23 protein-coding genes are annotated in these 23,211 nt (G+C 65.3%); 10 read left to right on the forward strand and 13 right to left on the reverse strand.

Features of this window, described 5'->3' with window-relative positions:
- Window positions 1-114 precede the first annotated feature (114 nt).
- Both U5768_RS30885 and treA read right to left on the reverse strand, forming a co-directional pair.
- Window positions 115-1,014 carry a TauD/TfdA family dioxygenase gene (locus U5768_RS30885; RefSeq protein ID WP_322034145.1) on the reverse strand — a complete coding sequence of 300 codons (900 nt, stop codon included), beginning with the start codon at window positions 1,012-1,014 and terminating at the stop codon, window positions 115-117.
- A gap of 241 nt (window positions 1,015-1,255) precedes the next feature.
- On the reverse strand, window positions 1,256-2,950 hold the full coding sequence (treA, locus tag U5768_RS30890; protein ID WP_322034116.1) for an alpha,alpha-trehalase TreA: 1,695 nt from the start codon (window positions 2,948-2,950) through the stop codon (window positions 1,256-1,258).
- 235 nt (window positions 2,951-3,185) lie between these two features.
- On the opposite strand from treA, the gene U5768_RS30895 reads away from it, so the two are divergent.
- A complete protein-coding gene (locus U5768_RS30895; RefSeq protein ID WP_322034117.1) occupies window positions 3,186-3,554 on the forward strand; it encodes a DUF4148 domain-containing protein in 369 nt (122 codons plus the stop codon).
- Between the two features lie 80 nt (window positions 3,555-3,634).
- Here U5768_RS30895 and U5768_RS30900 read toward each other — a convergent pair whose 3' ends face one another.
- A complete protein-coding gene (locus U5768_RS30900; protein ID WP_322034118.1) occupies window positions 3,635-3,940 on the reverse strand; it encodes a chemotaxis protein in 306 nt (101 codons plus the stop codon).
- A 112-nt stretch (window positions 3,941-4,052) separates the two neighbouring features.
- Window positions 4,053-5,078, reverse strand: a complete 1,026-nt coding sequence (locus tag U5768_RS30905) for an SDR family oxidoreductase (RefSeq protein WP_322034119.1) — start codon at window positions 5,076-5,078, stop codon at window positions 4,053-4,055.
- Window positions 5,079-5,311: 233 nt separating this feature from the next.
- Here U5768_RS30905 and tkt point away from each other — a divergent pair, with 233 nt between their 5' ends.
- Entirely contained in the window at window positions 5,312-7,429 is a 2,118-nt protein-coding gene (tkt, locus tag U5768_RS30910) for a transketolase (RefSeq protein WP_322034120.1), read from the forward strand.
- A 27-nt stretch (window positions 7,430-7,456) separates the two neighbouring features.
- Here the strand turns inward: tkt and U5768_RS30915 are convergent, their stop codons facing one another.
- The 4 genes from U5768_RS30915 to U5768_RS30930 are packed head-to-tail and all read right to left on the reverse strand — an operon-like array spanning window position 7,457 to window position 8,750.
- On the reverse strand, window positions 7,457-7,744 hold the full coding sequence (locus U5768_RS30915; protein WP_322034121.1) for a DUF1488 domain-containing protein: 288 nt from the start codon (window positions 7,742-7,744) through the stop codon (window positions 7,457-7,459).
- 58 nt (window positions 7,745-7,802) lie between these two features.
- On the reverse strand, window positions 7,803-8,003 hold the full coding sequence (locus U5768_RS30920; protein ID WP_322034122.1) for a hypothetical protein: 201 nt from the start codon (window positions 8,001-8,003) through the stop codon (window positions 7,803-7,805).
- A 21-nt stretch (window positions 8,004-8,024) separates the two neighbouring features.
- Window positions 8,025-8,546 carry a DNA starvation/stationary phase protection protein gene (locus U5768_RS30925; RefSeq protein ID WP_322034123.1) on the reverse strand — a complete coding sequence of 174 codons (522 nt, stop codon included), beginning with the start codon at window positions 8,544-8,546 and terminating at the stop codon, window positions 8,025-8,027.
- Between the two features lie 42 nt (window positions 8,547-8,588).
- Complete coding sequence (locus tag U5768_RS30930) at window positions 8,589-8,750, reverse strand: DUF1328 domain-containing protein (protein WP_322034124.1); 162 nt, start codon at window positions 8,748-8,750, stop codon at window positions 8,589-8,591.
- 167 nt (window positions 8,751-8,917) lie between these two features.
- Between U5768_RS30930 and U5768_RS30935 the strand changes: the two genes are divergently transcribed.
- Window positions 8,918-9,337 (forward strand): BON domain-containing protein, encoded by a 420-nt coding sequence (locus U5768_RS30935; RefSeq protein ID WP_322034125.1) that lies wholly within the window; start codon window positions 8,918-8,920, stop codon window positions 9,335-9,337.
- A 226-nt stretch (window positions 9,338-9,563) separates the two neighbouring features.
- Window positions 9,564-10,427 (forward strand): SDR family oxidoreductase, encoded by an 864-nt coding sequence (locus U5768_RS30940; protein ID WP_415914004.1) that lies wholly within the window; start codon window positions 9,564-9,566, stop codon window positions 10,425-10,427.
- 119 nt (window positions 10,428-10,546) lie between these two features.
- On the opposite strand, the gene U5768_RS30945 is transcribed toward U5768_RS30940, so the two are convergent.
- Window positions 10,547-11,308 (reverse strand): PIG-L deacetylase family protein, encoded by a 762-nt coding sequence (locus U5768_RS30945; protein ID WP_322034126.1) that lies wholly within the window; start codon window positions 11,306-11,308, stop codon window positions 10,547-10,549.
- Window positions 11,309-11,424: 116 nt separating this feature from the next.
- A complete protein-coding gene (locus tag U5768_RS30950; RefSeq protein ID WP_322034127.1) occupies window positions 11,425-12,774 on the reverse strand; it encodes a cation:proton antiporter in 1,350 nt (449 codons plus the stop codon).
- A gap of 211 nt (window positions 12,775-12,985) precedes the next feature.
- Between U5768_RS30950 and U5768_RS30955 the strand changes: the two genes are divergently transcribed.
- On the forward strand, window positions 12,986-14,029 hold the full coding sequence (locus tag U5768_RS30955) for an acyl-CoA dehydrogenase (RefSeq protein ID WP_322034128.1): 1,044 nt from the start codon (window positions 12,986-12,988) through the stop codon (window positions 14,027-14,029).
- A 23-nt stretch (window positions 14,030-14,052) separates the two neighbouring features.
- Window positions 14,053-14,670, forward strand: coding sequence for an SAM-dependent methyltransferase (locus U5768_RS30960; protein ID WP_322034129.1), 618 nt, complete (start codon window positions 14,053-14,055; stop codon window positions 14,668-14,670).
- A gap of 29 nt (window positions 14,671-14,699) precedes the next feature.
- Here the strand turns inward: U5768_RS30960 and U5768_RS30965 are convergent, their stop codons facing one another.
- Window positions 14,700-15,386: a glycosyltransferase gene (locus tag U5768_RS30965; RefSeq protein WP_322034130.1), complete on the reverse strand. Its 687-nt coding sequence runs from the start codon at window positions 15,384-15,386 to the stop codon at window positions 14,700-14,702.
- A 309-nt stretch (window positions 15,387-15,695) separates the two neighbouring features.
- On the reverse strand, window positions 15,696-18,059 hold the full coding sequence (locus U5768_RS30970) for an FdhF/YdeP family oxidoreductase (protein WP_322034147.1): 2,364 nt from the start codon (window positions 18,057-18,059) through the stop codon (window positions 15,696-15,698).
- Window positions 18,060-18,195: 136 nt separating this feature from the next.
- On the opposite strand from U5768_RS30970, the gene U5768_RS30975 reads away from it, so the two are divergent.
- Window positions 18,196-18,609 (forward strand): ester cyclase, encoded by a 414-nt coding sequence (locus U5768_RS30975; protein WP_322034148.1) that lies wholly within the window; start codon window positions 18,196-18,198, stop codon window positions 18,607-18,609.
- 19 nt (window positions 18,610-18,628) lie between these two features.
- The gene (locus U5768_RS30980) at window positions 18,629-19,615 is read left to right on the forward strand and encodes a dienelactone hydrolase (RefSeq protein WP_322034131.1); all 987 of its coding nucleotides are present in this window, start codon (window positions 18,629-18,631) and stop codon (window positions 19,613-19,615) included.
- Window positions 19,616-19,630: 15 nt separating this feature from the next.
- Here U5768_RS30980 and U5768_RS30985 read toward each other — a convergent pair whose 3' ends face one another.
- The gene (locus U5768_RS30985; protein ID WP_322034132.1) at window positions 19,631-20,431 is read right to left on the reverse strand and encodes an IclR family transcriptional regulator; all 801 of its coding nucleotides are present in this window, start codon (window positions 20,429-20,431) and stop codon (window positions 19,631-19,633) included.
- A 167-nt stretch (window positions 20,432-20,598) separates the two neighbouring features.
- Between U5768_RS30985 and U5768_RS30990 the strand changes: the two genes are divergently transcribed.
- Together U5768_RS30990 and U5768_RS30995 are read left to right on the forward strand one after the other, a co-directional pair.
- Window positions 20,599-22,353 (forward strand): FAD-dependent oxidoreductase, encoded by a 1,755-nt coding sequence (locus U5768_RS30990; RefSeq protein WP_322034133.1) that lies wholly within the window; start codon window positions 20,599-20,601, stop codon window positions 22,351-22,353.
- Window positions 22,354-22,421: 68 nt separating this feature from the next.
- A complete protein-coding gene (locus U5768_RS30995; protein WP_322034134.1) occupies window positions 22,422-23,186 on the forward strand; it encodes an SDR family NAD(P)-dependent oxidoreductase in 765 nt (254 codons plus the stop codon).
- The last annotated feature ends 25 nt before the right edge of the window (window positions 23,187-23,211 follow it).

Consider the following 23,211-nt stretch of genomic DNA (forward strand, 5'->3'; position numbering starts at 1 on the left):
TTGAGCGGCTTTCTTTGCCTACTTTCTTTGCCGCTGCAAAGAAAGTAGGTGCCGCCCCGCACAGGGGCAACCCTGGCATACCACCACGAAACCAAGAAAAAGCAAAAAAAAACCTCAAACCGGCAAATCCCCTTCAACAGTAGTACGAAAGAGCTTGCGCCGCAAATAACGAGGCGTCCCAGCAGCAAGATGCATAACCGACCGATTATCCCAAAACACGAGATCCCGCTCGCGCCACACATGCCGATAACAGTGCTCCCCACGCACACTATGCGCGAACACTTCATCGAGCACCTGCCGACTTTCACCGTCAGACAGCTCAACAATCCGCGTAGTGAAATGTTCACTCACAAACAATGCCTTGCGCCCGGTCTCGGGATGCGTGCGCACGACAGGATGCACCACCGGCTTGACCTGCGCGATCTGCTCCGCGGTAAGATCCGGCCGCCATGGACTAAGCGCCTGAAGTTCCGCATAACGCGCGAGATAAGTATGCTCGGCACGCTTGCCCTCCACCACGCGGCGTAAATGCGCGGGCAACGTGTCCCACGCAAGATGCATGTTGGCGAACAGCGTATCCCCGCCCTCGGCGGGCAACTCTTGCGCGTGCAGCATCGAGCCGAGGCTCGGCTTCTCCTTGTACGAGAGATCGGAGTGCCAGAAGTGGCCCGCGTCGCCGAGACCAATGGGCTTGCCGTTCTCCACGATGTTCGAGACGATCAGCACTTCCGGGTGGCCCGCCAGCGCAAACTGATTCAGCACGTGAATCTGCAACGGCCCGAAACGGCGGCTGAACTCGACCTGCTGCGCCGGCGTGATGCGCTGGTCGCGAAACACCAGCACGTGATGATCGAGGTGCGCGCGATGAATGCGCGCGAAATCGTCGCTCGAAAGCGGCTGCGCGAGATCGAGGCCCACCACTTCCGCGCCAAGCGGCGCATCCAAAGGCAGAATCTCGAAGCGCTGAGGCGCGCTCGATGTAACAGAAGCGATCGAATTGGCAGGGGTAGTCACGCAGCAAGCCTTCAGGTAAGCAATGCCTTCAAATTTACGTGATCCACACGCACGCTGACAACGAAGCAAATCCGATACGTTTATCCGTTCGAGTCATAAAGGCGCTGTTAAGGCATACATCTCGCGGCCGGCTCGCCAGGCTTGCGGGTGCCATGGACGGTTTCGAGATCGCGGTATGCGCGTTAGCCGACCCGTCGCGGCATTCGGCTAACACGCCGAAACAGTCCATAGCACTCCGAAGTTACTGTCCGCCTCCGTACATATCGAGCAGCATCAGCGTCACGCCGTTGGTCCAGCCAAAGCCATCCTGCAACGGATATTCGCCGCCGCCCCCGCCGCCTTCACCCGCACCCTCGACGATATATTTCTCGACGAGCTTTTGCTGCGTGTTATAGACGTTTTCCACGTCGGCAAGAAAGCGCGTGCCAACCGGCTTCGCGAGATCGCCGCGCCCATATTGCTTGAGGCCCTGTATGGCGATCCAGTGCAGCGGCGCCCAGCCGTTCGGCGCGTCCCATTGCTGCCCGGTGTTGTAGATCGACGTAGCGAGTCCGCCCTGCTGTAGCAGCACGTTTTGCATCGTCTGCGCCGTCTTCTGCGCGCGGTCGGGCCAGGCCACGCCCGCCATCAGCGGATACATCATGGCCGGCGTCAGGTTGTCGCGCGGCTTGCCGAGCCGCCAGTCGTAGTCGCCGTAGTAGCCCTTGTCGTTCCACAGGTAACGATTGATCGCTTGCGCGCGGCGCGCCGCGTAGCTCGCAAACTGCCCGACGCAGCCGAAATCGCGCGCGACCGTGCAGGCGCGCACGATCGTCGTTTCCAGATGAAACAGGAGGCTGTTCAGATCCACGGGAATGATCGACGTGGTGCGCACGGTCCAAAGGTTCTGGTTGTCGCCGAACCAGCGCGAGCTGAAGTCCCAGCCGCTTTCGGCCGTCGCGCGCAGGTCGCGGTAGACCTCCTTCGCGGGGCGGCCCGTGGCCTGCTGCGCGGTCTGCACGTCTTCGATATACGACTCGTCGCGCGGCGTGTCGAGTTCGTCCCAGTAACGGTTGAGCACGGTGCCGTCCTTGAGCACCACCACGTTGCGCGTGGCCTGCCCGCGCGGCGTGCTGCTCGCACCCTGCATCCAGTACGCGTACTCCTTGCGCAGCGCGGGCAGGTACTTCTGATACACACTGTTGCCCTCCTTATTCGCCGCGAGTTCCACCATGTACGAATAGAACGGCGGCTGGGAACGGCTCAGGTAATAAGTGCGATTGCCGTTCGGTATATGGCCGAACGTGTTGATCATGTACGCGAAGTTGTCGAGCATGTCGTCGACAAGGTCTTCATGGCCGGACTCCTGCAGCCCGAGCATCGTGAAGTACGTGTCCCAGTAATAGCCCTCCCTGAATCGGCCGCCTGGCACGACGTAAGGTTTCGGCAACGGCACGAGCGAACTGTAGTCGGGCGCGGACGTGGTCGTGCGCGTGAGCCCGGTCCATAGCCAGTCGATGTGCTGACGCAACGTCTGTCCCGCCGGCGGCGTGATGCTCTGATCGGGCGGCGGCGTGAAGTACTGGTTCACGAAATTCAGCAGCGAGAAGCCCGGTTGATTCTTCTGCGCTTCATAAAGCTGCACGATGGTTGCGGGGTCCGTGGTCGGCGTTGAGTCGACGAAGGTCTTCTGGTCGGGAAAGATCTGCGCGGTCTGCACCGCCACGAAGAGATCGCCGTACAGGATATCGGGCGCGGGCGGCAGCGCGGCGCCCACCTGCGTATCGGCGAAACTCGATGTATGAACGAACAATAACGTTGCGATACTGGCCGCGCCGATGGCAGTGCGCGAGCGCTGCGGCCACTTTCGGGGCGGGAATGACAGTAAGCCTCTTTGAATGCAATGCGCATCGTCTGGCGATGCGGCGTGGGTGCGAGATCGAAGCTGCGTGCTCATGTTGCCTCCTTGGTGTTGGGGCACTTCGCTGGTCTCCTCGCACCAGGCTGCTCACGCCGAGAGCATCGCATGACTTCGCACACCGAATCAACTCTGGCGAAACGGCAAACCCAGGGGCGGAAATTTCTGCCGCCAGCGCGCATAAAACCGGTGGCGCATCGGTAGCAGTCGTTCCCGTGGCACAGCACATGCGGTAGTGAGCGTGCAACCCGCAACTTCCAAAGGGAGAAGTCAGATGAAGACGATCAAGCACGTTGCCGTGGTGGCCGCATTGCTCGCCGCCCCTCTCGCTGCGTTCGCCCAGGCGGAAATGGCGCCCACCGAAACCCCGCAGGATTCGCTCACGCGCGCGCAGGTGAAGCAGGACCAGATTCAGGTGCAGCAAGCCGGCTATAACAATTCAGCAGGCGATCAGGCATCGTACCCGCGCGAGGCGCAAGCCGCGGAAGCGCGCGTCGGCGCAATGCAGACGCGCGATGGCGCGAGCGGCTACGGCGGCGTAGCGGCTGGTTCCTCGGCTTCAGGTTCGCCCGTTCCCATGAGCGTTCAACCGGCGCATACAGGCGTGCCTCCGGGGACGAAGCCGGTTTATTTCGGCAATTAAATTTGCAGGCCCACCTTAACCTAAGGAAAACTTACTGATCAAAACGGGCGGCGGCCGCTGTTGCGGCCGCCGCCCGTTTTTTACAACTCATCGCTCAAGTCGTCGATGCGGTCCGGAAGCACGTCGCTGTCGGGCTGCAGCGATTCATCGCCGTCTGCCGACGCCCTTTCGCCCGTACCCGAGCTATCGGTATCGCTGCGGGCTTCGTCCTCGCCCGCTTCGAGCGCGTGGTTATCTAACTCGGTATCGCGGTCGAATTCATGGCGCTTCGCGCCTTGGGTGTCGCTGCCGGAATCCGATGAATCGCCCGGCCCGAGCGAGGCGGTATCGTGCCCCGGCGGCAGGGATTCGGGAAGGTCGTTGTCGGGGTCTAGCGTGCTGTTCATGGCAGGCTCCTTGAGTTGTCGGTAAGTTCAAAGGCGCAGAACGCGTGCCTTGAAAATAGCGTGCCGAAGCGAAAGCGCCTGAAACGCTATGCCGTCATTCGCGTCATAAGCGTCACAAGCGTTTGCGTGCCTTCTTGCGCAAGCGCGCAAAGGCCATCGCCAGGCCAAAAGCGCCAATCGCCACGCCGCCCATCAACGCGTGAACGTGGCGGTCTGTAAAGAGCGGCGCGCCGGCCTTGTGCGCTTCCTTGCCGAAGCGGCCATGCGCGCCGAATTCGCCCGGCACCGGCGCGTGCAGGTTTTCCGGGGCATCGGGCGCGCGCGGCTCGCCCGTCAATTGCCCGCTATAACCCGCGCGCGCGAGATAACGGTCGAGCAGCCCCGGCGCAACGAGATCCGCAACGATGGCGCGCACCGTGGACCATCCCAGCCAGAGCGTGCGCCTGCGATGTTCCGCCGCGAAAAGAATGGCGCGCGCGGCGACCTCGGGTTCGTACACGGGCGCGACGGGCCGTGCGGTCTGCCCCGTGCGATTGGCCGCCCAGTCGAATTGCGGCGTGTTGAGCGCGGGAAGATCGACGAGCGAAATATGCACGTCGAGGCCGTCATGAATCAGTTCAGAGCGCAAGGCATCCGTAAAGCCGCGCACCGCGAATTTCGCGCCGCAATATGCGGATTGCAGCGGAATCGCGCGCGAGGCGAGCGCCGAGCCCACGTTGACGATCGCGCCGCGATTGCGTGTGCGCATGCGCGCAAGCGCCGCCATGGTGCCGTACACCTGCCCGAGATACGTGACCTGGGTGGCGCGTTCGAAGTCGCGCGGCGAGACCGACGAGACCGGCGCAAAAACGGTTGCCATGGCGACGTTCACCCACACGTCGATTTCGCCGAGTTCGCGCTCGACGCGCGCCGCGGCGTCTTCCACGGCTTGCGCGTCGGCCACGTCGGTGGGCAGCGCGAGCGTGCGCACGCTGTACGCGGCGTGTAATTCGCTGGCCGCGCGAGCGAGCCGGTCGGGTTCGCGCGAAAGCAGCGCGACGTCGTAGCCCTCGCGCGCAAAGGCTTCTGCAACAGCGCGGCCCACGCCCGCACCCGCGCCTGTTACGACAGCGATCTTGTGTTGGGACGTTGTGCGCATCGGGCCGCGAGCCGGAAAAGTGGAGTAGTCTCGAATCGCAAAGACTATGCCCGTATGCATGAAAGCGGCATGAAAGCGGTATGAAACGCCGTATCAATGCGCTATCAACGCGGCACCAAGCGGCGGCCTCCACGAGCGCACGACCTGGCACCGCATTTGCGCACCGATCCCTTCCCGCGCTGCCTCACCGTTGCCTTCCTTTTGCAGCGCGCCCTGCCGAGGAGTCCTAGCTCATGTCATCGAATTCAACGTCGAATGCCTCGTCCACGAAAGCCGATCCATCCGATCTCGACCGCCTCGCCATCGACACCATCCGCACCTTGTCGATGGACGCCGTACAAAAGGCCAACTCCGGCCACCCCGGCACGCCCATGGCGCTCGCGCCGCTCGCGTACCAGATCTGGCAGCATCACCTGAATTACGACCCGACTGCCCCGCAATGGCCCAACCGCGACCGCTTCGTGCTCTCGAACGGTCACGCCTCCATGCTGCTCTACTCGCTGCTGCATCTCACGGGCGTCCAGGCCGTGGACGAAAAGGGCAAGCTCACGGGCAAGCCCGCCGTCTCGCTCGACGATATCAAACACTTTCGCCAGATCGACAGCGTGACGCCGGGCCACCCGGAATATCGCATGACGACGGGCGTCGAAACGACTACGGGCCCGCTCGGGCAGGGCCTAGGCAACAGTGTGGGCATGGCGATGGCCGCGCGCTGGCTCGAACAGCGTTTCAATCGCCCCGACGCGACGATCTTCGACTATCGCGTCTACGCGCTGTGCGGCGACGGCGACATGATGGAAGGCGTCTCGCACGAAGCGGCGTCGCTTGCGGGCCACCTGGGCCTGTCGAATCTGATCTGGTTTTACGACAGCAACCGCATCACCATCGAGGGCCACACCGACCTCGCTTACAGCGACGACGTCGAATCGCGTTTTCGCGGCTACCACTGGCACACGCTGCACGTGGACGACGCCAACGACACGAACGCCATCGAAGCCGCCATCAAGGAAGCGCAGGCCGTGACCGACAAGCCGACGCTGATCGTGGTGAAGAGCATCATCGGCTGGGGCGCGCCGAACCGGCAGGACACGGCGGCCGCGCACGGCGAGGCGCTGGGCGAGGAAGAAGTGCGCCTCGCCAAACGTGCATACGGCTGGCCGGAGGACGCGCAATTTCTCGTGCCCGACGGCGTGTATGAACATTTCGCGCAAGGCATGGGCGCGCGCGGCAAGGCGGCGCACGAAACGTGGCAGCAGCGCTACGACGACTACGCGAAGCGCTACCCCGAGCCCGCGAAGGAACTGGGCCTGATGCTCGAAGGCAAGCTGCCCGAGGACTGGGACGCCGACATTCCCACCTTCGACGCCGACGAAAAAGGCCTCGCCACGCGCGAGTCGTCGGGTAAGGTGCTCAACGCCATTGCGCAACGTGTGCCCTGGATGATCGGCGGCGCCGCCGACCTCTCGCCGTCCACCAAGACCAATCTCAAGTTCGAAGGCGCGGGCAGCTTCGAGCGCGATCACTACGACGGCCGCAACCTGCATTTCGGCATTCGCGAGCACGGCATGGGCTCGGTCTCAAACGGCCTCGCGCTTTCGGGCCTGCGGCCGTTCGCATCGACATTCCTCATATTCAGCGATTACATGAAGCCGCCTATCCGGCTCGCGGCCATCATGGAACTGCCCGTGGTCTACGTGTTCACCCACGATTCGATCGGCGTGGGCGAGGACGGCCCGACGCACCAGCCCATCGAGCAGCTCGCCGCGCTGCGCAGCGTACCGGGCCTGCTCACGCTGCGCCCCGCCGACGCCAACGAAGTCGCCGAAGCCTGGCGCGTGGCGCTCACCCGCCCGCACGAACCGGCCTGCATGGTGGTGACGCGCCAGCCGCTGCCCACGCTCGACCGCACGAAATACGCGAGCGCGGAAGGGACGCGGCGCGGCGCCTACATCCTCGCCGACGCGCCCGATGGCAAGCAGCCCGAAGTATTGCTTCTCGCGACAGGCAGCGAAGTATCGCTATGCATTTCCGCATACGAAACGCTCAAGCAGGAGGGGATTGCCGCGCGCGTGGTCTCGATGCCTTCGTGGGACGTGTTCGAACTGGAGGACAAGGCGTATCGCGATTCGGTGCTGCCACCCGACATCCACGCGCGCGTGGCGGTGGAGCAGGCGGCGACGCTCGGCTGGGACCGCTACGTGGGCCGCTTCGGCTCGCAGATCGTGATGCACACGTTCGGCGCCTCGGCGCCGCTCAAGGCGCTGAAAACCAAATTCGGCTTCACGCCGGAGCACGTGGTGGAAGAAGCGAAGAAGCAGATTGCGCGCTGCAAGGCGGGAGCGGGCGAGTAACCGGCGCCCGCCCATCCCGACCGGCGGCTAATGCCTGCTCGTGCCGTACATCCGCAGATAGCCGCTATGGAGCATCACCGGCTTGCCGTCCGTCTCTTCGATGAGCCGGGCGGCGGCCGCCTCGATGGCGGCGCGGTTGCGGTGGAACGCCTGACGCAGATCGGGCTCGCGCAGCGACCGCGCGCCGAAACGATCTTCGAGCGCTTCGGCCGTAATCGCGCAGTCCACAGGGACAGAATCCGCCACCGCAACAAAGGTTAGCGCGAGTTCCGCGCTGTCGTACTCGACCGGACCTTCGGGAAAGGAAATGTTCATGATGGTGGACTCCTGAATAATTTCCGGCGCGGCTGCCCTTCACACGGGCAGCCGGGCGTCATGACGTTCGCTGCGTAGTCCCAGGCGGTATGGGATTTTTGTCCTGCGTGGACGGCAGCTCGTTTTCGGACTTTTCGTGCCGGCGCTTCTCGCGCTCGTCCCGCTCGCCCGGCTCCGCGTGCGCGGGACGCGCGTCTGCGCGGTCGTCGGGTTCGAGCGGGGGCGGCGTGGTCTCCTGCGCGCGTTTTTCGGGTTGCATGTCGATCTCCTGCTGCCAGCATTAGTGCGTATGCCGCGTCGTCTCGAAGAGGAACCACACGCGTTCCTCGGTCTGGTCAATCCAGTTCTCGATCAGGCTGGCCGTGGCGACGTCTTCCTTGTCGTCGCAAAGCTGGTGCAGTTCACGCATGTATTTCACGAGCGCTTCGTTGTCGTGGCGCAGTTCGTCGAGCATCGCTTCCGGGGCCACGAAGGTCGCGTCGTTATCGGAAAGCCGCTTGAGCGACACGACCTGGCCCACCGAGCGCAACGTCGGGCCGCCGAGCTTGCGCGCGCGCTCGGCAACCGGGTCGATCATCGCGAACACGAGCGCGGCCTGATCGTCGAGCAACAGGTGATAGTCGCGAAAGTGCGGACCGCTCACGTGCCAGTGAAAATTCTTCGTCTTGACGAAGAGCGTAAAAACGTCCGCGAGCAGCTTGGTGAGGCCCGCCGACACTTCCTTGCGAGCGTCGTCGCCGAGGTCGGTCGGGGTAGTCAGGTTCGTCGCAGCGCCTTTACGGTTCGAATCCGTATTTGCCATGGTGCTCACTCCTTTGAACGTGCGGGGTTACTGGCGATTCGCCTAGCGCCTCGTAATGCCGAACAGCAGGCTCGCCAGAAACAGAATCACGAAGATGATGAACAGAATCTTGGCGATACTCGCCGCACCCGCGGCAATCCCGCCAAAGCCGAAGACAGCCGCGATGATGGCTATCACGAAGAAAACGACCGCGTAGTAAAGCATTGCCGGCTCCTTTGAAGTGACCTCCGTCGAAAGAGCACTCGCTGTGCCTGATCTCGCTTCCTGCTGCGCGCCGGGAATTCCCGGGCGGCGAAGCGGCCGCCCGGCACGCCTGTTGCGCGGAAAATTGCGCTCAACCGGCTTGCGCCCGGCAAACGAAGGAGACAGTCATGAACCCGTTGCGATGCGCCCTGCGCGCGAGCCACGCCCACCAGCGTCATTTGCCGGGCAGCCTCGCGGGCCTGTGCTTTGTGCTCGCCGCGCAGGCCGCGTTTGCCCAGAGCGGCTCGCAGGGCGCGAGCGCCGTCCCGCCGCCCAACCAGTTGCCGCCGCATAATCTGGCGGCGGGCAATCCCGGCTACGGCGGCGAGGCAAGCGACACCCTCATCACCGCGCACGCAAAAGCCGCGCTCATGGCCACCGATGGCGTGACCTCGGGCGACGTGCATGTCACGACGCAACGCGGCGCCGTCACGCTGACGGGCACCGTGCCCGACGAAGCGCAGCGCGACAAGGCCGAGAATGTGGTGCACGACCTGGACGGCGTGGTCTCCGTCACGAACAACCTGAAAGTGGGGAAACCGCAGTAAATGGGCCGCTGCGCGAACCTCACGAGGAAGGCGCGGCCCTCGCAGATTATTTCGTATGCCTTACCGCGTGAACAGGCGCCCGATGCCTGGTGGACGGCTGGGCCAAGGCCGTGCCCAAACCCGCCGGCCGATCGCGCTCGCGCAGCGCACACGGCATGCGCATTGCGCCCGCGCTACCTGCACGCGCTACCTGCAAAACGCAACGTCACCCTACGAGGTAAGCATCATGAACGAACAACGCCCCACTGCGCCCATGCCGGAACAGCAGCAGGACCGCACGCCCGGGCGCACCGCGCCCATGGACCCGCAGCCCGATCACGGCGAAAACAGTTACCGCGGCTCAGGCCGGCTTGCCGGCAAGATCGCTTTGGTCACGGGCGGCGACAGCGGCATCGGACGCGCCGTATGCATCGCCTTCGCGCGCGAAGGCGCCGACGTCGCCATCGCCTATTACGACGAGCACGACGACGCGAAGGAAACCGCGCGCTGGGTGGAAGAAGCGGGACGGCGCGCGCTCCTGCTGCCCGGCGACATTTGCGACCGCGCATGGTGCCGCGAACTCGTGAGCAAGACCGTGCGCGAACTGGGCAAGCTCGACGTGCTAGTGAACAACGCGGCCTACCAGATGACGCACGAGTCGATCGAATCGATCAGCGACGAAGAATGGGACCGCACGTTCGATACCAATATGGGCGCCATGTTCCGCATTTCGCGCGAGGCTGTCGCCGTCATGCAGCCGGGCGCGGCCATCATCAACACGGCGTCGATCAACGCGGACAAACCCAGGCCCACCCTGCTCGCCTACGCGGCCACCAAGGGCGCCATCCAGAACTTCACGGGCGGGCTCGCCCAGCTCGTGGCCGGGCGCGGCATCCGCGTGAACTGCGTGGCGCCCGGGCCGATCTGGACGCCGCTCATTCCCTCGACCATGTCCCCCGAGGACGTGCGCGAGTTCGGCAAGGCCACGCCGATGGGACGGCCCGGGCAACCGGCCGAACTGGCCGGCGCGTACGTGCTGCTCGCGTCGCCCGAGGGCAGCTATATGTCGGGCGCGACGCTCGCCGTTACGGGCGGCACGCCGCTCATATGACTACGCTTCGTTCGTTTGCGTCGCCGCTCGCATTGGCGGCGAAGAAGCGTTGCTGTCGTTCGACGGCGCGAGCACCGGCCGCCGTGCGATGCACTCGCGTCGACCCCGGACCTGCACATTCAGACTGGCAGTAACGATTGGCTCGGCGCGCTGCGAGTCGACTTTAGCGACGATTCGCGCTCCACCTGCCAATAGCGCTCCGGCCGCTTCACATCGGGCGGAAACGGCCCGAACGCACGATTCTGGCTCGGGTAGGCGCGAATCGCGCGCCGCTTGATCGCCGCGATCTCTCGCGCCGGATAGTCGCCTAACGCCCGCGCGTTCATGGGGCTCGCTCGCAAGCGCTCCGCTTTGAGACGTCGAAGGCCGCTTTGGAACACGCCTGGCATCGCGCGGTAAATAGCGTCTTCATAGGCAATGAATCGCGCGACGCGCCCTGTTTTCAGCAGCAAACGGCACGCGGCGCCCACCAGTTCGTGATCGGAGTGCCACAGGCCGAACGGGCACACAGGCACATACCCGGCGAAGCGTTCAAACTGTTCATGGAGTGCATGCGCGATCTCTTCAACGTCCGGCGGCGCGCCGTACTGTCCGTCGAGAAAATCCAGCCACAGGGGCGTGGCGCCGCACAACGCGAGCGCGTGCTCGTCTTCGCGCTTGCGCGCACGCAGGGCTTCGTGCGCGTCGGCAAACCCGCTCGCTTCGTCCCATTCCGTATGTAGAGGCTCGGCAGGCTCTCCCGCGAATACCGTGCACACGATCGAGCCTGGGCACCTAACAAGGAGTCCTGTACAACCAAGCACGGCGTCGTCCAGATGCGGCGACACCACGATCAATCGCGGCGCGCCATCGCGCAGGTGAGGCGGGGACGCTTTCGACATACGCTCTCCTTTTAGCGTTTCGGGCTGTACCGCGAAAACCTCCGACCGGATTCACTTCCCACGCGGCGCCTTCGCTTCGTCGGAATGTTTGCCGTGAGTCGAAGAAGGATCGGCGGCTAGTCGAACGCTTCTCTAGCCCGCAAAGGGCGTTCCGATGCCCCGCGCGCTTCCTGCCGGCGGTAATAGCGCTCGAGCACGTAGCCCGCCGTCGCGCCGTGCAGCACGACGGACAGCACGATGGCGTCGAGCGCGGCGGGCAGCACGGGCCGCAGCGCGTCGCCGGCCTGGTCGATACCCCACACCGCGTAGTAGAACGCGCCCACGCCGCGTATGCCCATCCACGCCATCAACACGCGCTGCGATTTATCCGCGCTCGACCCCGCCATCGCCGCTAATACGGCTAAAGGCCGTGCCACGAACACCAGCACGATTGCGCAAAGCACCGCGCGCAGGTCGAGCATCTCGCGCCAATGCGCGGAAATTACGCAACCAATAATCAGCAGTACGGAGAATTCAGCGAGACGTTCGATCTCCAGCGTGAAGCCCGTCATGCCCTCGGCGAGCCAGGCATGCGCGCGCTGCGGATCTTTCGCGACTTCCGTGAGTTCGCCGAGTTGCACGGTTTCGAGCGCTTCGGCGGGACTGCGCTCGCCCGTCGCGCGCAATTCCTCGTGGCGCAGCGCCACCCCTGCGGCGAATACGGCCACGAATGCATAGGCATGCAGAATAAGCGCCATGCCGTACGTCACCGACATCAGCCCGATTGCGATGAAACCGTCGAGTCCTACCGCTTCGCCGTAACGCGTGCGCAGATGAAACACGATCCGTACGCAGAGCGTGGCGAACACGGCGCCCACGAGCAGCGCGCCGACGATTCCCCACGCCACCCACGCGACGAACGCCATCGCGCTTTGCGTGTCGGCGCCGTGCACGCCGCACAGCGCGAGGCCTAGCAGCGCGAATGGCATCGCCGCGCCGTCGTTGAGGCCGCCCTCGCCCGAGAGTGCGAATCGCACCGGTTCGGCGTCGCCGGCCTCGCGCACGCGCAGTTCGTTCGCGAGCACCGGGTCGGTCGGCGCGAGCGCCGCGGCCAGAAACATGGCGACGCCCGCGCTCGCGCCCAACGCCACGCCAAAGCCGTACATCAACGCGACGCTGAACACCATCGCCAGCACGCCCAGACGCAGCGGAAGGCGCCAGAGCCGGTCGCGCAGCCGCACGCGCAGATGCATACCCACCGAGAAGAGCGAAATCACGAGCCCCGCCTCGGCCACGACGGTCAGCGTACGCACGTTTTGCGCGAGGTCGGTGTGCACGAGGCCAACCACGCCCGGCCCCACGATAATGCCCACGGCCAGATAGATCATGGCGCCCGTAAGCGGCAGGCGCGCGATGGGGCCCCGCGCAAGCGCCACGAACATGAGCAGCACGCCGATCAGCAAAAACCACAGGGCTTCTTCCGGCACGGAAGTCTTTCTCCTTGTCGAACGTCAGGGCAAAGCGCAGGCCGCCGCCGGCGCACGGACGCCTCCCTTGCGCAACATTCGTGCCTTTTGTCCCCCGTGCCCGTCGCTGCGGCGCAGCGGGCAACGCGCGCGTGGCTGAGGGAGGATGTGAGGATGCGAGGGCATGCGGTTTGCTGGTGCGTGGGCATCTCACATGGGGCCGGAGTCCGCCATGATGACCGATTTACCCGCGCACTGGCACGCGGAACTCGATGCCATGCTCGCCAGCGAGCCGCTGCCCCTCGACGCGACGACACTCGCGGGCGCGGCTGGGCGGCTCGCGGCGGCCTTTCCCGTCCTGCCCATGCCGGGAGCGGGCAACACGCTCGCGCGCTGGCAATTTCTCGCCGCCGTGGCGGCGCGCGACCTCGCGCTGGTGAAGATTTACGAAGCCCATGCCGATGCGCGCGCGATTCTCGCCGAACTCGCGCCGGCCACGCGCTTCGAGACCACCGCCGCTGATCGGCCATCCATCTGGGCCGTCTGGGCCGCGCGCTCGCCCGCCAACGAACTGAGTTTCGCTTCGCGGGACGGCGCGCACGTGAAACTCGCGGGCACCAAGGCGTGGTGCTCGGGCGCGCGCTTCGTCACGCATGCGCTCGTGACGTGCGTGGACACGAACGGCGGCGACTGGCTCGCGGCGCTCGCCTTGGATCAGCCGGGCGTGACGGTGAGCGAACGCGGCTGGGAAGCGGTCGGCATGGAAGCCACGCAAAGCGTCGAAGTAGACTTTGCCGATGCCCACGCCACGCTCGTCGGCGAGCTGGGCGCTTACGTGCGCCGCCCCGGCTTCTGGCACGGCGGCGCCGGCATCGCGGCTTGCTGGTATGGCGCGGCGGCGGCGCTCGCCGGCCGGCTGCGCGACGCCGCCCAGCGCCGCGACAACCCCTGGTTGCGCGCCCACCTTGGCGCGGCGGACGTGGCGCTCATAGCCGCGCGCGCGTGCCTGCGCGAGTGCGCGGCCGCCATCGACGCCGCGCCGCGCGCGGACGCCACGCGAATCGCCTTACGCGCGCGAGGCGCCGTGGAAAGCGCGGTCGAGAGTACGCTGCGTGCCTGCGCGCGCGGCATGGGCGCGGCCCCGCTATGCCGCGACCGCTGGTTCGCGCGCATGAGCGCCGACCTGCCGGTATTCGTGCGCCAGAGCCATGCGGAAGCCGATCTTGCCGCGCTCGCGAGTGCGGTACTCGAGTCGGGCGAAGACTGGCATCTATAGAATTCCGGATATTAAGGATTGCGATGGATCTTACGCCCGCGTCGCTCGCCCGTTACTTCGACGACAAGTTCGCCGCCAGCCCCGATCCGTGGCGCTACCGCTATAGCTGGTACGAGGCGCGCAAACGCGCGCTGCTGCTCGCATCGCTTCCGCGCGAGCATTACCGCAGCGGGTTCGAACCGGCGTGCGCAATCGGAGCGTTGTCCGCGGACCTCGCGTGCCGTTGCGACCATCTGCTGTGCGGGGACTTTTCGCCTCGCGCGGTCGAGGCGGCGCAAGCGCGGCTTGCGTCATTGACGAACGTGCGCGTGCAAACTTTGACCATGCCGATCGACTGGCCCGCAGGCCAGTTCGACTTGATCGTAGTGAGCGAATTCGCCTACTACCTCGACGCAGGCGATTGCACGACGCTCGCCATGCTAGCCGCGTCCTCCCTTGCCGCCGATGGCACGCTCGCCTGCTGCCACTGGCGTCATGGCGGCGAAACGTGGATGCTGCAAAGCGCGGAGGTGCACGGCATCTTCGCGCGGGCCGCATCGAACGCCTTGCTGCATGAGGTAGCGCGGATCGAAGACGCCGACTTCCTGCTCGATGTATGGAGCCGCGATCCGCTCAGCGTCGCGAGGCGCGAACGCGCGTGAATGCAAGTGAATGCGAGTGAATACGGGCCTCAAGGCGCGGCAGAAGGCTCGCTGCTGTCGTCGAGGCCGTTTGCCCAGGCGGCGAGCGTGTCGCCGAAGCCCCCGCGCACGCGCGCATCTAGCCGCCCGCTTGTCACCACGCGCGGCGCCGCGCTCCATGCGAGCGTGGCCCCGGTTGCGATCAGCAGGTCCACCAGTGCGACGTCCTCGCTGCACGCAAGCGGCGGAAAACCGCCGGCGCGCAAATAGGCGTGAGCGGCGACCCCGAGGTTCGCGCCGTGCACGTGGCGGTGCCCGTCCATGTCGCGATAGCGCCGCTCCCATGCCGCACGGGCGCCCGGCGCCAACGCGCTCCAGTCGTCCACGCTGACGGGCCCGCATACGGCATCCGCCGCGAGCGCGAGTTGCGCGGCGAGCCAGTCGGGCGCGACGTGGCTGTCGGCGTCGGTGAAGGCGAGCCAGCGGGCGCCGTGGGCAAGCAGCGCCTGCGCACCGGCGCCCCGCGCAACACCCACGTTGCGCGCCGCAATGCATAGCGCGTCGAATCCGAAGTCAGCGACGATCTCCGCCGATGCATCGGTACAGGCGTCGAGCACCACGAGCGGTCGAACCGCCTCGCCTCGCAGTGACGGATGCAATGCGGCGCGCTGCACGGAGGCGAGACACGCGGCGATCATGCGCTCTTCGTTGTGCGCAGGAATGATTACCCCGATCATTCGAACTCCCTGGTATTGGCGTGACATTGCGTCATGCCACCCGAAGCCCGATCGTGGCGTACGCAGCGAAACCACCCGCGCCGCTCGCGCGTAGGGCGCACGAGCGGCCAGGCTGGTCTTCCTGCATGCGCACGCGGGATGCCTGAAGCCGACGCCCCACACCAGGGCCTGTGCGGCGCTCGGCTTTCCGCGCTGGCAATGTCCATGCGCACCAGCGCTTCGGCCACTTCCTGCGCCGCAGACCGCGCGTTCCCGGCTGCCGTGCATCGGTCAGGCGGTTCACAACCGGCCCAGCATCGGCGGGCTGCCTCAGGCGTTCGCGCGCGTCGTCCTGTCGATGTCCACCACGCGCACGGGAATCGACTTCGCGCCCGGCACCTTGCTTTCCCTCGCGTAGTGCCAGAGCGGCAGCAGCGGATTGCACTCGGGATAGTAGCCCGCGAGGCAGCCGCGCGGCACGTCATAGGGTTTCGCGGCGAGACCCGCCACTTCCCGCACGACGCCGTCGTTCGCGACCGTGCGCAAAGTCAGCCGGTCGCCTTCGTCGATGCCGCGCGCCGCCATGTCGTCGGGGTTCATCAGCAGCACCATGCGCGAGCCGCGCACGCCGCGAAAGCGGTCGTCGTGATTGTAGAGCGTGGTGTTGAACTGGCCGTCCGCGCGCAGCGTCATGAGGCGCAGCGCGTCGGGCTCGGTCACGGGCATATCGGGGTCTTCGCACAGACTTTCGGGCACGAGAAACTCGGCCTTGCCGCTCTTCGTCTTCCATTCGCGCGAACGCGCGGGGAGCGGCCGCACGCAACCGCCTGGCGTCCACATGCGCGTTTCGAGGTCCTGAAACATCTCCGGCCAGGTCTTCGCCATCTGCGCGCGCACGCTCGCATAGTCCTCGCTCCACGCGCGCCAGTCCACGGTCGAACGCTCGCCGAGCGTCGCAATCGCCAGCCCCGCGAGAATCGCGGGCTCGGAACGGACGTCCGGCGAAGGGGGCTCCGCCACGCCGCGCGAGCCGTGAAAGCGCGCGGTGCTGTCTTCCATCGAAACGACCTGTTCGCGGCCGCCCGTGCGGTCGATCTCGATGCGGCTCAGGCACGGCAGCAGGTAGGCGTTATCGCCGTGAGCGAGGTGGCTGCGATTGAGCTTCGTTGCGATGTTGACCGTGAGCGGCAGGCGCCGCCACGCGGGCTCCGTGCGCAAGCGGTCGGGCACGGAGCGCACGAGATTGCCGCCCAGATTGACGACGGCATTCACCTTGCCCTCGACCATCGCCTCGAAGGCTTCGACGGTATTGAAGCCCTTCTCGCGCGGCGGCTCGAAGCCGAACTGGCGCGCGAGTTGATCGAGCGGCGCCAGTTCCGGCTTTTCGGTAATGCCCACCGTGCGCTGGCCCTGCACGTTCGAATGGCCGCGTATGGGCGAGGGCCCCGCGCCCGGCTTGCCCACGTTGCCGCGCAGAAACAGCAGGTTGCAGATCATGCGAACGTTCTGCACACCCAGGCGATGCTGCGTGAGACCCATGCCGTAGTGCGCGAGCACGGCGTTGGCCTGCATGTACTCGCGCGCGGCCGATTCGATCGCCGCGCGCGTCAGACCGCTCTCTCGCTCGATCTCGTCCCATTGCACCGCGCGCACATACGCCGCGAAATCCTCGAATCCCACCGTGTGCTCGCGTATGAACGCCACATCGAGCACCGGGGGCGCGCCGTGCGTCCTGGCTTCGTCGTCCGCCGCGATCACGGCTTTGCATATGCCGGCGAGCGCCGCGCTGTCGCCGCCTGGCCGCACCTGGTGATATTGCGTGCTGATCTGCGTGTTGCCCGCATCGCCCGGCAACAGCATGTCGCGCGGCGACTGCGGATTCGCAAACGAAACGAGACCCGGCTCGCGCAGCGGATTGAACGTGACGATGGGCACGCCGCGTTTGCGCGCGTCCTGTAACTGGTGGAGCATGCGCGGACTATTGGTGCCGACGTTCTGGCCGAAGAAGAACATGAGGTCGGTGTGTTCGAAATCGTCGAGGCCGATCGTGCCGACGCCCACGCCAATAGCCTGCGTCAAGCCCACGCTCGTGCTTTCGTGACACATGTTCGAACTGTCCGGCAGATTATTGGTGCCGTACATGCGCGCGAAAAGCTGCAACATGTATGACGTTTCCAGCGAGGCGCGCCCCGAGGTATAAAACACCACGCTGGCCGGATCGAAGCTGCGCAGTTGCGCGCCAATCGCGGCGAACGCCTCGTCCCACGCAACCGGCACGTAGCGGTCGGTCTGCGCGTCGTAGCGCATCGGCTCGGTCAAACGGCCCGCGTCTTCGATATCGTGATCGTGCCATTCGAGCAGTTCGCTCACGGTGTGCCGCTCGAAAAACGCGCGGTCGACGCGCTTGGGCGTGGTGTCCCACGCGGTGGCTTTCGCGCCGTTTTCGCAGAACTCGAATGCATGCGGATGCGCGGGCTTCGCCCACGAACAGCTCACGCACATGAAACCGTCGGGCTTGTTTTGATGCGGAAGAATCGTCGCATCGCGCACGACGGTCTTTTCCTGAATCAGGATTTGCGTGACCGCCTTCAGCGATCCCCAGCCGCCCGATGCGTAGGGGTACGCCTTGGTCTTGCGGCCGGATTCCGGCTTCTCGTTGCGGGGTGGGTTTCGGGTGAGCGGCGCCTTGTCCATGTCGTGCCTCGGCTTGAAGTCTTGCGGGTGAGTTTCAAGGTCGCGCAGTTCGCATGCCTGTATGGCGCGTTCGGCGCTGCGCATGCGGCTTTCGTCTACCATCGCGGGTGCATCGTCATGCGATAAGGAGACCGTAATGGACGAAAGCGAGGACGAAAGCGAGGACGCCCGCGATCTGCGCGCCCTTTACCGGCGCTACATCGACTGTCTGAACCGGCGCGATTGGGATTCGCTCGGTGAATTCGTCGCTCCGGATGCGATCCACAACGGCCGCCCGCTGGGTCTCGCGGGATATCGCGCCATGCTGGAACAGGACGTTCGCGACATTCCCGACTTGCGTTTCGAAATCGAGCTGCTGGTCGCCGAGCCTCCGCTCATCGCCAGCCGCTTACGTTTTGATTGCACGCCCCGACACGTCTTTTCAGGTTTGCCCGTGAACGGACGGCGCGTGACGTTTCCGGAAAATGTCTTCTACGCCTGGCGCGACGGGAAAATCGCGCAGGTATGGTCCATCGTCGACAAGGCCGCGATCGAGGCGCAATTGTCGTAACCGACTCTCGGGAAGCACTATGACAACCACCCGCAACAAGCGTCCGTATGCCGCTGCTTCGCTAGTGACCGTGCTCTTGTGCCTGCTCGCGGCGACCGCGCACGCGGCAGGCTTCAAACGTCTCGACATTCCCGCCGACGCTAACGGCCCCGCATTGAACGCGATGGTGTGGACGCCATGCGCGCAGCCCGCGGAAGACGTGCCGTTCGGTCCATTCATCCTGCACGGTCGGCGCGACTGCCCGACCGTTGGCGACAAGCTCCCGCTCGTGGTCATTTCGCATGGCCACACGGGCTCGTTTCTCGGTCACCATGATCTTGCCGAGACGCTGGCCGACGCGGGCTTCGTTGTGGCCGCAATCAATCATCCCGGCGACTCGTTCGCCGATCAAAGCCGCTCGGGCGAAATGTCCGAGTTCATCGAGCGGCCGACCGACATCAAGCGTCTGATCGATTACATGCTGGGCGCCGCGCCCGACGCGGCGAAAATCGACCCGCAGCGCATCGGCTTTTTTGGCTTTTCGCGCGGCGGCTATACGGGGCTGATACTGGCGGGCGGCGTGCCGGACTTTCAGCACGCCGACGTCCCTTGCCCGGACCCGAGGCCACCCGTGTGCGACGAGGTCGCGCGCGGAGAAGTGCCCCGGCCGCCGTTGCCAACCGACGCGCGAATCAGGGCGTTCGTGATCGCCGACCCGTTCAACGTATTTCCCGCCGCGAATGATCTGAAGAACGTGACGGCGCCCATCCAGCTATGGGCTTCGCAGTATGGCGGCGACGGTGTATTGCCCCAGAGCGCACCCGCGCTCGCGAGTGCGTTGCCGCGCAAACCGGACTATCACGTCGTGGACAACGCGGCGCATTTCGCCTTCCTCGCGCCCTGCGCCGAGGCGATGAAAGAGAAGATGTCCGAGATCTGCGTGGACGAGCGCGGGTTCGACCGGGTCGCCTTTCACAAGCAGCTCGACGCCAGCGTGCTCGCGTTTTTCAAGGCGAATCTTCGCTAGCGCGCCCGCTTCGCGTTACGCCCGGTAGCCGAGCCGCCGCGAAATCGCCTCCACGCAATCGCGCAGCACGCGGGCGGCGGGGCCGTCCCAGTCGGTGTCCAGCGTGCCGGTCGGGCCCATGATGGTGAGCGTGAGCGCAATGTTTTTCGAGTAGTCGAAAACGGGCGCGGAGAACGCCACGATGCCAGGCGTCGGATGATTGATGCTGCGCGCCATGCGCCGCTCGCGCGCTTCGTCGATCATCGCCTCGACCACCGGCGCTTCCAGCGGATGCGCGATGTCGGGGCCGAGCCGGATACGATCGTCGAGCAGCAGCGTCTCAGTGAACCTGCGCGGCAAAAACGCCGAGAACACGCGGCCTGTCGCCGTATTCGCGAGCGACATGACCGTGCCCGTGCGGATGTTCGTGTGGATGGGATAAGAGGCGTCGATCAGGCGCACGATCACCGGCCCCAGATTGCCCCACACGGCAATCGCGACCGCATGCGAAGTGTCCTCCGACAACGCTTCCGCAAAAGGCGTGGCCTCGCGAATGGGGTTTTGCGTCTGCAGGCTCGCGAGCCCGAGCTGGATTGCCATGGGTCCCAGCAGATAGTGCCCGGTAGCCGGGTCCTGCGCGACCAGCCCGATCTTGCCGAAGCTCACCAGGTACGGATGGATCTTGCCCGACGGCATGCCCGCGGCCTTCACGAGATCGCGCAGCGCCATCGGCCTGGCCTCGTCAGCCAGCACCTTGAGAATCTCGCCTCCTACCTCGATCGACTGTATGCCGCGGCGCTCGCGCTCCGGCGACGCTTCGGTCTGAGCCTTTTCCACGTCCCTTCCCCTGCTTGTCCAAAAAAGTCGCCGCAGTATCGCATTAGTCATTATCTAATGCAATCGCATAGGGTTAACTACAAGATATTCTCTAGCGAGCTAGTTTTAATCTAGCAATCACGGAGACGGCGTGGATCGGCGCCGTCCGCACCAGAACGGAGAGGTCGATGTCCCTGACGCAAACAGAATGCGATGTGCTCGTGATTGGCTCGGGCGTGGGCGGCATGTCGGCGGCCATTACCGCCGCGAGCCGCGGGTTGAAGGTCATCGTGGCCGAGAAAGCCGCGTACTACGGCGGCACGACCGCGCGCTCGGGCGGCTGGCTCTGGATTCCCAACACGCATCTCGCGCACGCGTGGGGCCATCGCGAACTTCCCGATCAGGCGCTCACTTATATCCGCGACCAGGCCGGCAGCCGTTTCGACGAAGCGCGCGTGCGCGCCTTCCTGGCGAATGGGCCGAAGGCGGTGGAATTTTTCATGTCGCGCACAGCGGTACAGTTCGACATGCCGCTCACGTTTCCGGACTATCACGCGGAGGCGCCCGGCGCCGCGCAAGGCGGCCGCTCGATGGTCACGCGCCCTTACGATGCGCGCGAGCTGGGTCCGCTGCTCGAAACGCTAGGCCCCGTGCTGCCGGAATTGACGGTCTTCGGCGTCACGATCGGCTCGGGCAAGGACATCGTCCACTTCATGCGCGTGACGCGCTCGCTCGAATCTGCGTGGTACGTGACCAAACGGCTCGCGAAGCACTTCCGGGAAGTCAGGAAGTTCGGCCGGGGCATGACGCTCACCAATGGCAACGCGCTCGCCGCGCGCCTCGCGAAATCCGCCGCCGACCTCGACGTTCCCGTCTGGCTCTCGTGCCCGGCTACGCGCCTGCTGTGCGAGGAAGCCCGCGTGACAGGCGCGCTGCTCGAACGTGCAGGAGAACGAATCGAAGTGAAGGCGCGGCACGCCGTGGTGCTCGCCACCGGCGGCTTTCCGCACGACCTCGAACGGCGCAAGTCCACCTATCCCCACGTGCAGGCCGGGCACGGCCACTACTCGCCCACGCCGCAGACCAACGTTGGCGACGGCATCCGCATGGCCGAAGCGGTGGGCGGCGTGTTCGACAGCAGCCTCCCGAACGCCGCCGCATGGACGCCCATGTCGCTCGTGCCGCGCAAGGACGGAACGACCGGCATCATGCCGCACTTCATCGACCGCGCGAAACCGGGCGTGATCGCCGTGAACCTGGACGGGCGGCGCTTTGCGAACGAGGCGAACTCGTACCACGACGTCGTGCAGGCGATGATCGCCGCGTCGCAGGGCAAGAGCGAAACGGCGTGCTGGCTCATTGCCGACCACGCGGCTATCCGGCGCTACGGGCTCGGCTTCGTCAAGCCTTTCCCGCTGCCGCTCGGCCCGCATCTGCGTAACGGATACCTCAAGCGCGGCAAAACGGTCGAAGCGCTGGCGAATGAAATTGGCGTGGATGCCGCCACGCTCGAAGCGACTGTGCGACAGTACAACGAGGGCGCGCGTTCAGGCCGCGATCTCCAGTTCGGCCGCGGCAGCAAGGCCTATAACCGCTACCAGGGCGATGCGCTGCACGCGCCCAACCCGTGCGTCGAACCGCTCGCCAACGGTCCGTTCTACGCGATCAAGCTCGTGCCCGGCGATCTCGGCTCGTTCATGGGACTGCGCACGAACGAGCACGCCCAGGCCCTTTCGCGCGACGGCTCGCCCATCGCCGGCCTGTACGCCGCAGGCAACGACGCCGCCAGCATCATGGGCGGCGAATACACCGGCGCGGGCATCACGCTTGGACCCGGTCTCACATTCGGTTTTATCGCGGCCAACCATATTGCCGATGGCGCACGCGAGGCGCATGCGGAAACGGGCGGCATGCCTGCGCAGCACGCGCTCGCGGCGCATTAAAAACCGCACGCGGATCTCCTTTCGACGAATTATCTTTCCACCTTGTTTTTTATCATTTAGTTAAGCTAATGAACCAGAAACTCCCACTCCTCGCCGGCAAAATCGCCTTCGTCACGGGCGCCGGCCAGGGCAACGGCCGCGCCATTTCCATCGGACTCGCCGAGGCGGGCGCATCGGTCGTCGCCTCCGACATGAACGAAGCCAACGCCCGCGAAACCGCCGCGCTCATCGAAGCCAGCGGACGCGCGGCCTACGCGTGCCAGCTCGACGTGACCGACGCAGCACAATGCCGCGCCGTGGCCGACGACATCGCAGCCCGGCTCGGCCCCATCGACGTGCTTGTGAACAACGCGGGCATTCTCATTCGCGAAGGCGTAGACAGCGGAAACGCCCTCGCCAGCTTTCAGCGCGTCATGAAGGTGAATCACGAAGGCACCTTCAACGTGTGCCACGCGTGGCTGCCCATGCTGCGAAAAACACGCGGCGCGATCGTCAACGTCGCGTCCATCGCGTCGTTCTCGGGCCAGCCCAACACGCTCGGCTATTCGCCGTCCAAGGGCGCCGTGAAGATGCTGACCCAGTCGCTCGCCGTGGACCTCGCGGGCGACGGCATACGCGTGAACGCCATCGCGCCCGGCGTCATCGAAACGCCCATGAGCCAGTTCACGCGCGAGGACCCGGCCAGGCTCGAACGCTTCATGAGCCGAGTTCCCATGAGGCGCGTCGGCAAGCCCGAAGAACTCGTGGGCGCGGTGCTGTTTCTCGCCTCGCCGATGTCCACCTACATAACAGGCGTGACATTGCCCGTAGACGGCGGGTATCTCGCGGCCTGAAACGCCCGGGTGTTTCGAAAACCAT

This window comes from Paraburkholderia sp. J76, from assembly GCF_905220295.1.
Taxonomy (GTDB): Bacteria; Pseudomonadota; Gammaproteobacteria; order Burkholderiales; family Burkholderiaceae; genus Paraburkholderia.

Bases quoted from the DNA above. Each gene is read 5' to 3' on its own strand.
- U5768_RS30960 (WP_322034129.1), top strand. From the start codon at position 14,053: ATGGATCTTACGCCCGCGTCGCTCGCCCGTTACTTCGACGACAAGTTC.
- U5768_RS30980 (WP_322034131.1), top strand. From the start codon at position 18,629: ATGACAACCACCCGCAACAAGCGTCCGTATGCCGCTGCTTCGCTAGTG.
- U5768_RS30935 (WP_322034125.1), top strand. From the start codon at position 8,918: ATGAACCCGTTGCGATGCGCCCTGCGCGCGAGCCACGCCCACCAGCGT.
- treA (WP_322034116.1), bottom strand. From the start codon at position 2,950: ATGAGCACGCAGCTTCGATCTCGCACCCACGCCGCATCGCCAGACGAT.
- U5768_RS30970 (WP_322034147.1), bottom strand. From the start codon at position 18,059: ATGGACAAGGCGCCGCTCACCCGAAACCCACCCCGCAACGAGAAGCCG.
- U5768_RS30945 (WP_322034126.1), bottom strand. From the start codon at position 11,308: ATGTCGAAAGCGTCCCCGCCTCACCTGCGCGATGGCGCGCCGCGATTG.
- U5768_RS30920 (WP_322034122.1), bottom strand. From the start codon at position 8,003: ATGCAACCCGAAAAACGCGCGCAGGAGACCACGCCGCCCCCGCTCGAA.
- U5768_RS30905 (WP_322034119.1), bottom strand. From the start codon at position 5,078: ATGCGCACAACGTCCCAACACAAGATCGCTGTCGTAACAGGCGCGGGT.
- U5768_RS30995 (WP_322034134.1), top strand. From the start codon at position 22,422: ATGAACCAGAAACTCCCACTCCTCGCCGGCAAAATCGCCTTCGTCACG.
- U5768_RS30940 (WP_415914004.1), top strand. From the start codon at position 9,564: ATGAACGAACAACGCCCCACTGCGCCCATGCCGGAACAGCAGCAGGAC.
- U5768_RS30965 (WP_322034130.1), bottom strand. From the start codon at position 15,386: ATGATCGGGGTAATCATTCCTGCGCACAACGAAGAGCGCATGATCGCC.
- U5768_RS30900 (WP_322034118.1), bottom strand. From the start codon at position 3,940: ATGAACAGCACGCTAGACCCCGACAACGACCTTCCCGAATCCCTGCCG.
- tkt (WP_322034120.1), top strand. From the start codon at position 5,312: ATGTCATCGAATTCAACGTCGAATGCCTCGTCCACGAAAGCCGATCCA.
- U5768_RS30955 (WP_322034128.1), top strand. From the start codon at position 12,986: ATGATGACCGATTTACCCGCGCACTGGCACGCGGAACTCGATGCCATG.
- U5768_RS30915 (WP_322034121.1), bottom strand. From the start codon at position 7,744: ATGAACATTTCCTTTCCCGAAGGTCCGGTCGAGTACGACAGCGCGGAA.
- U5768_RS30895 (WP_322034117.1), top strand. From the start codon at position 3,186: ATGAAGACGATCAAGCACGTTGCCGTGGTGGCCGCATTGCTCGCCGCC.
- U5768_RS30925 (WP_322034123.1), bottom strand. From the start codon at position 8,546: ATGGCAAATACGGATTCGAACCGTAAAGGCGCTGCGACGAACCTGACT.
- U5768_RS30930 (WP_322034124.1), bottom strand. From the start codon at position 8,750: ATGCTTTACTACGCGGTCGTTTTCTTCGTGATAGCCATCATCGCGGCT.
- U5768_RS30975 (WP_322034148.1), top strand. From the start codon at position 18,196: ATGGACGAAAGCGAGGACGAAAGCGAGGACGCCCGCGATCTGCGCGCC.
- U5768_RS30990 (WP_322034133.1), top strand. From the start codon at position 20,599: ATGTCCCTGACGCAAACAGAATGCGATGTGCTCGTGATTGGCTCGGGC.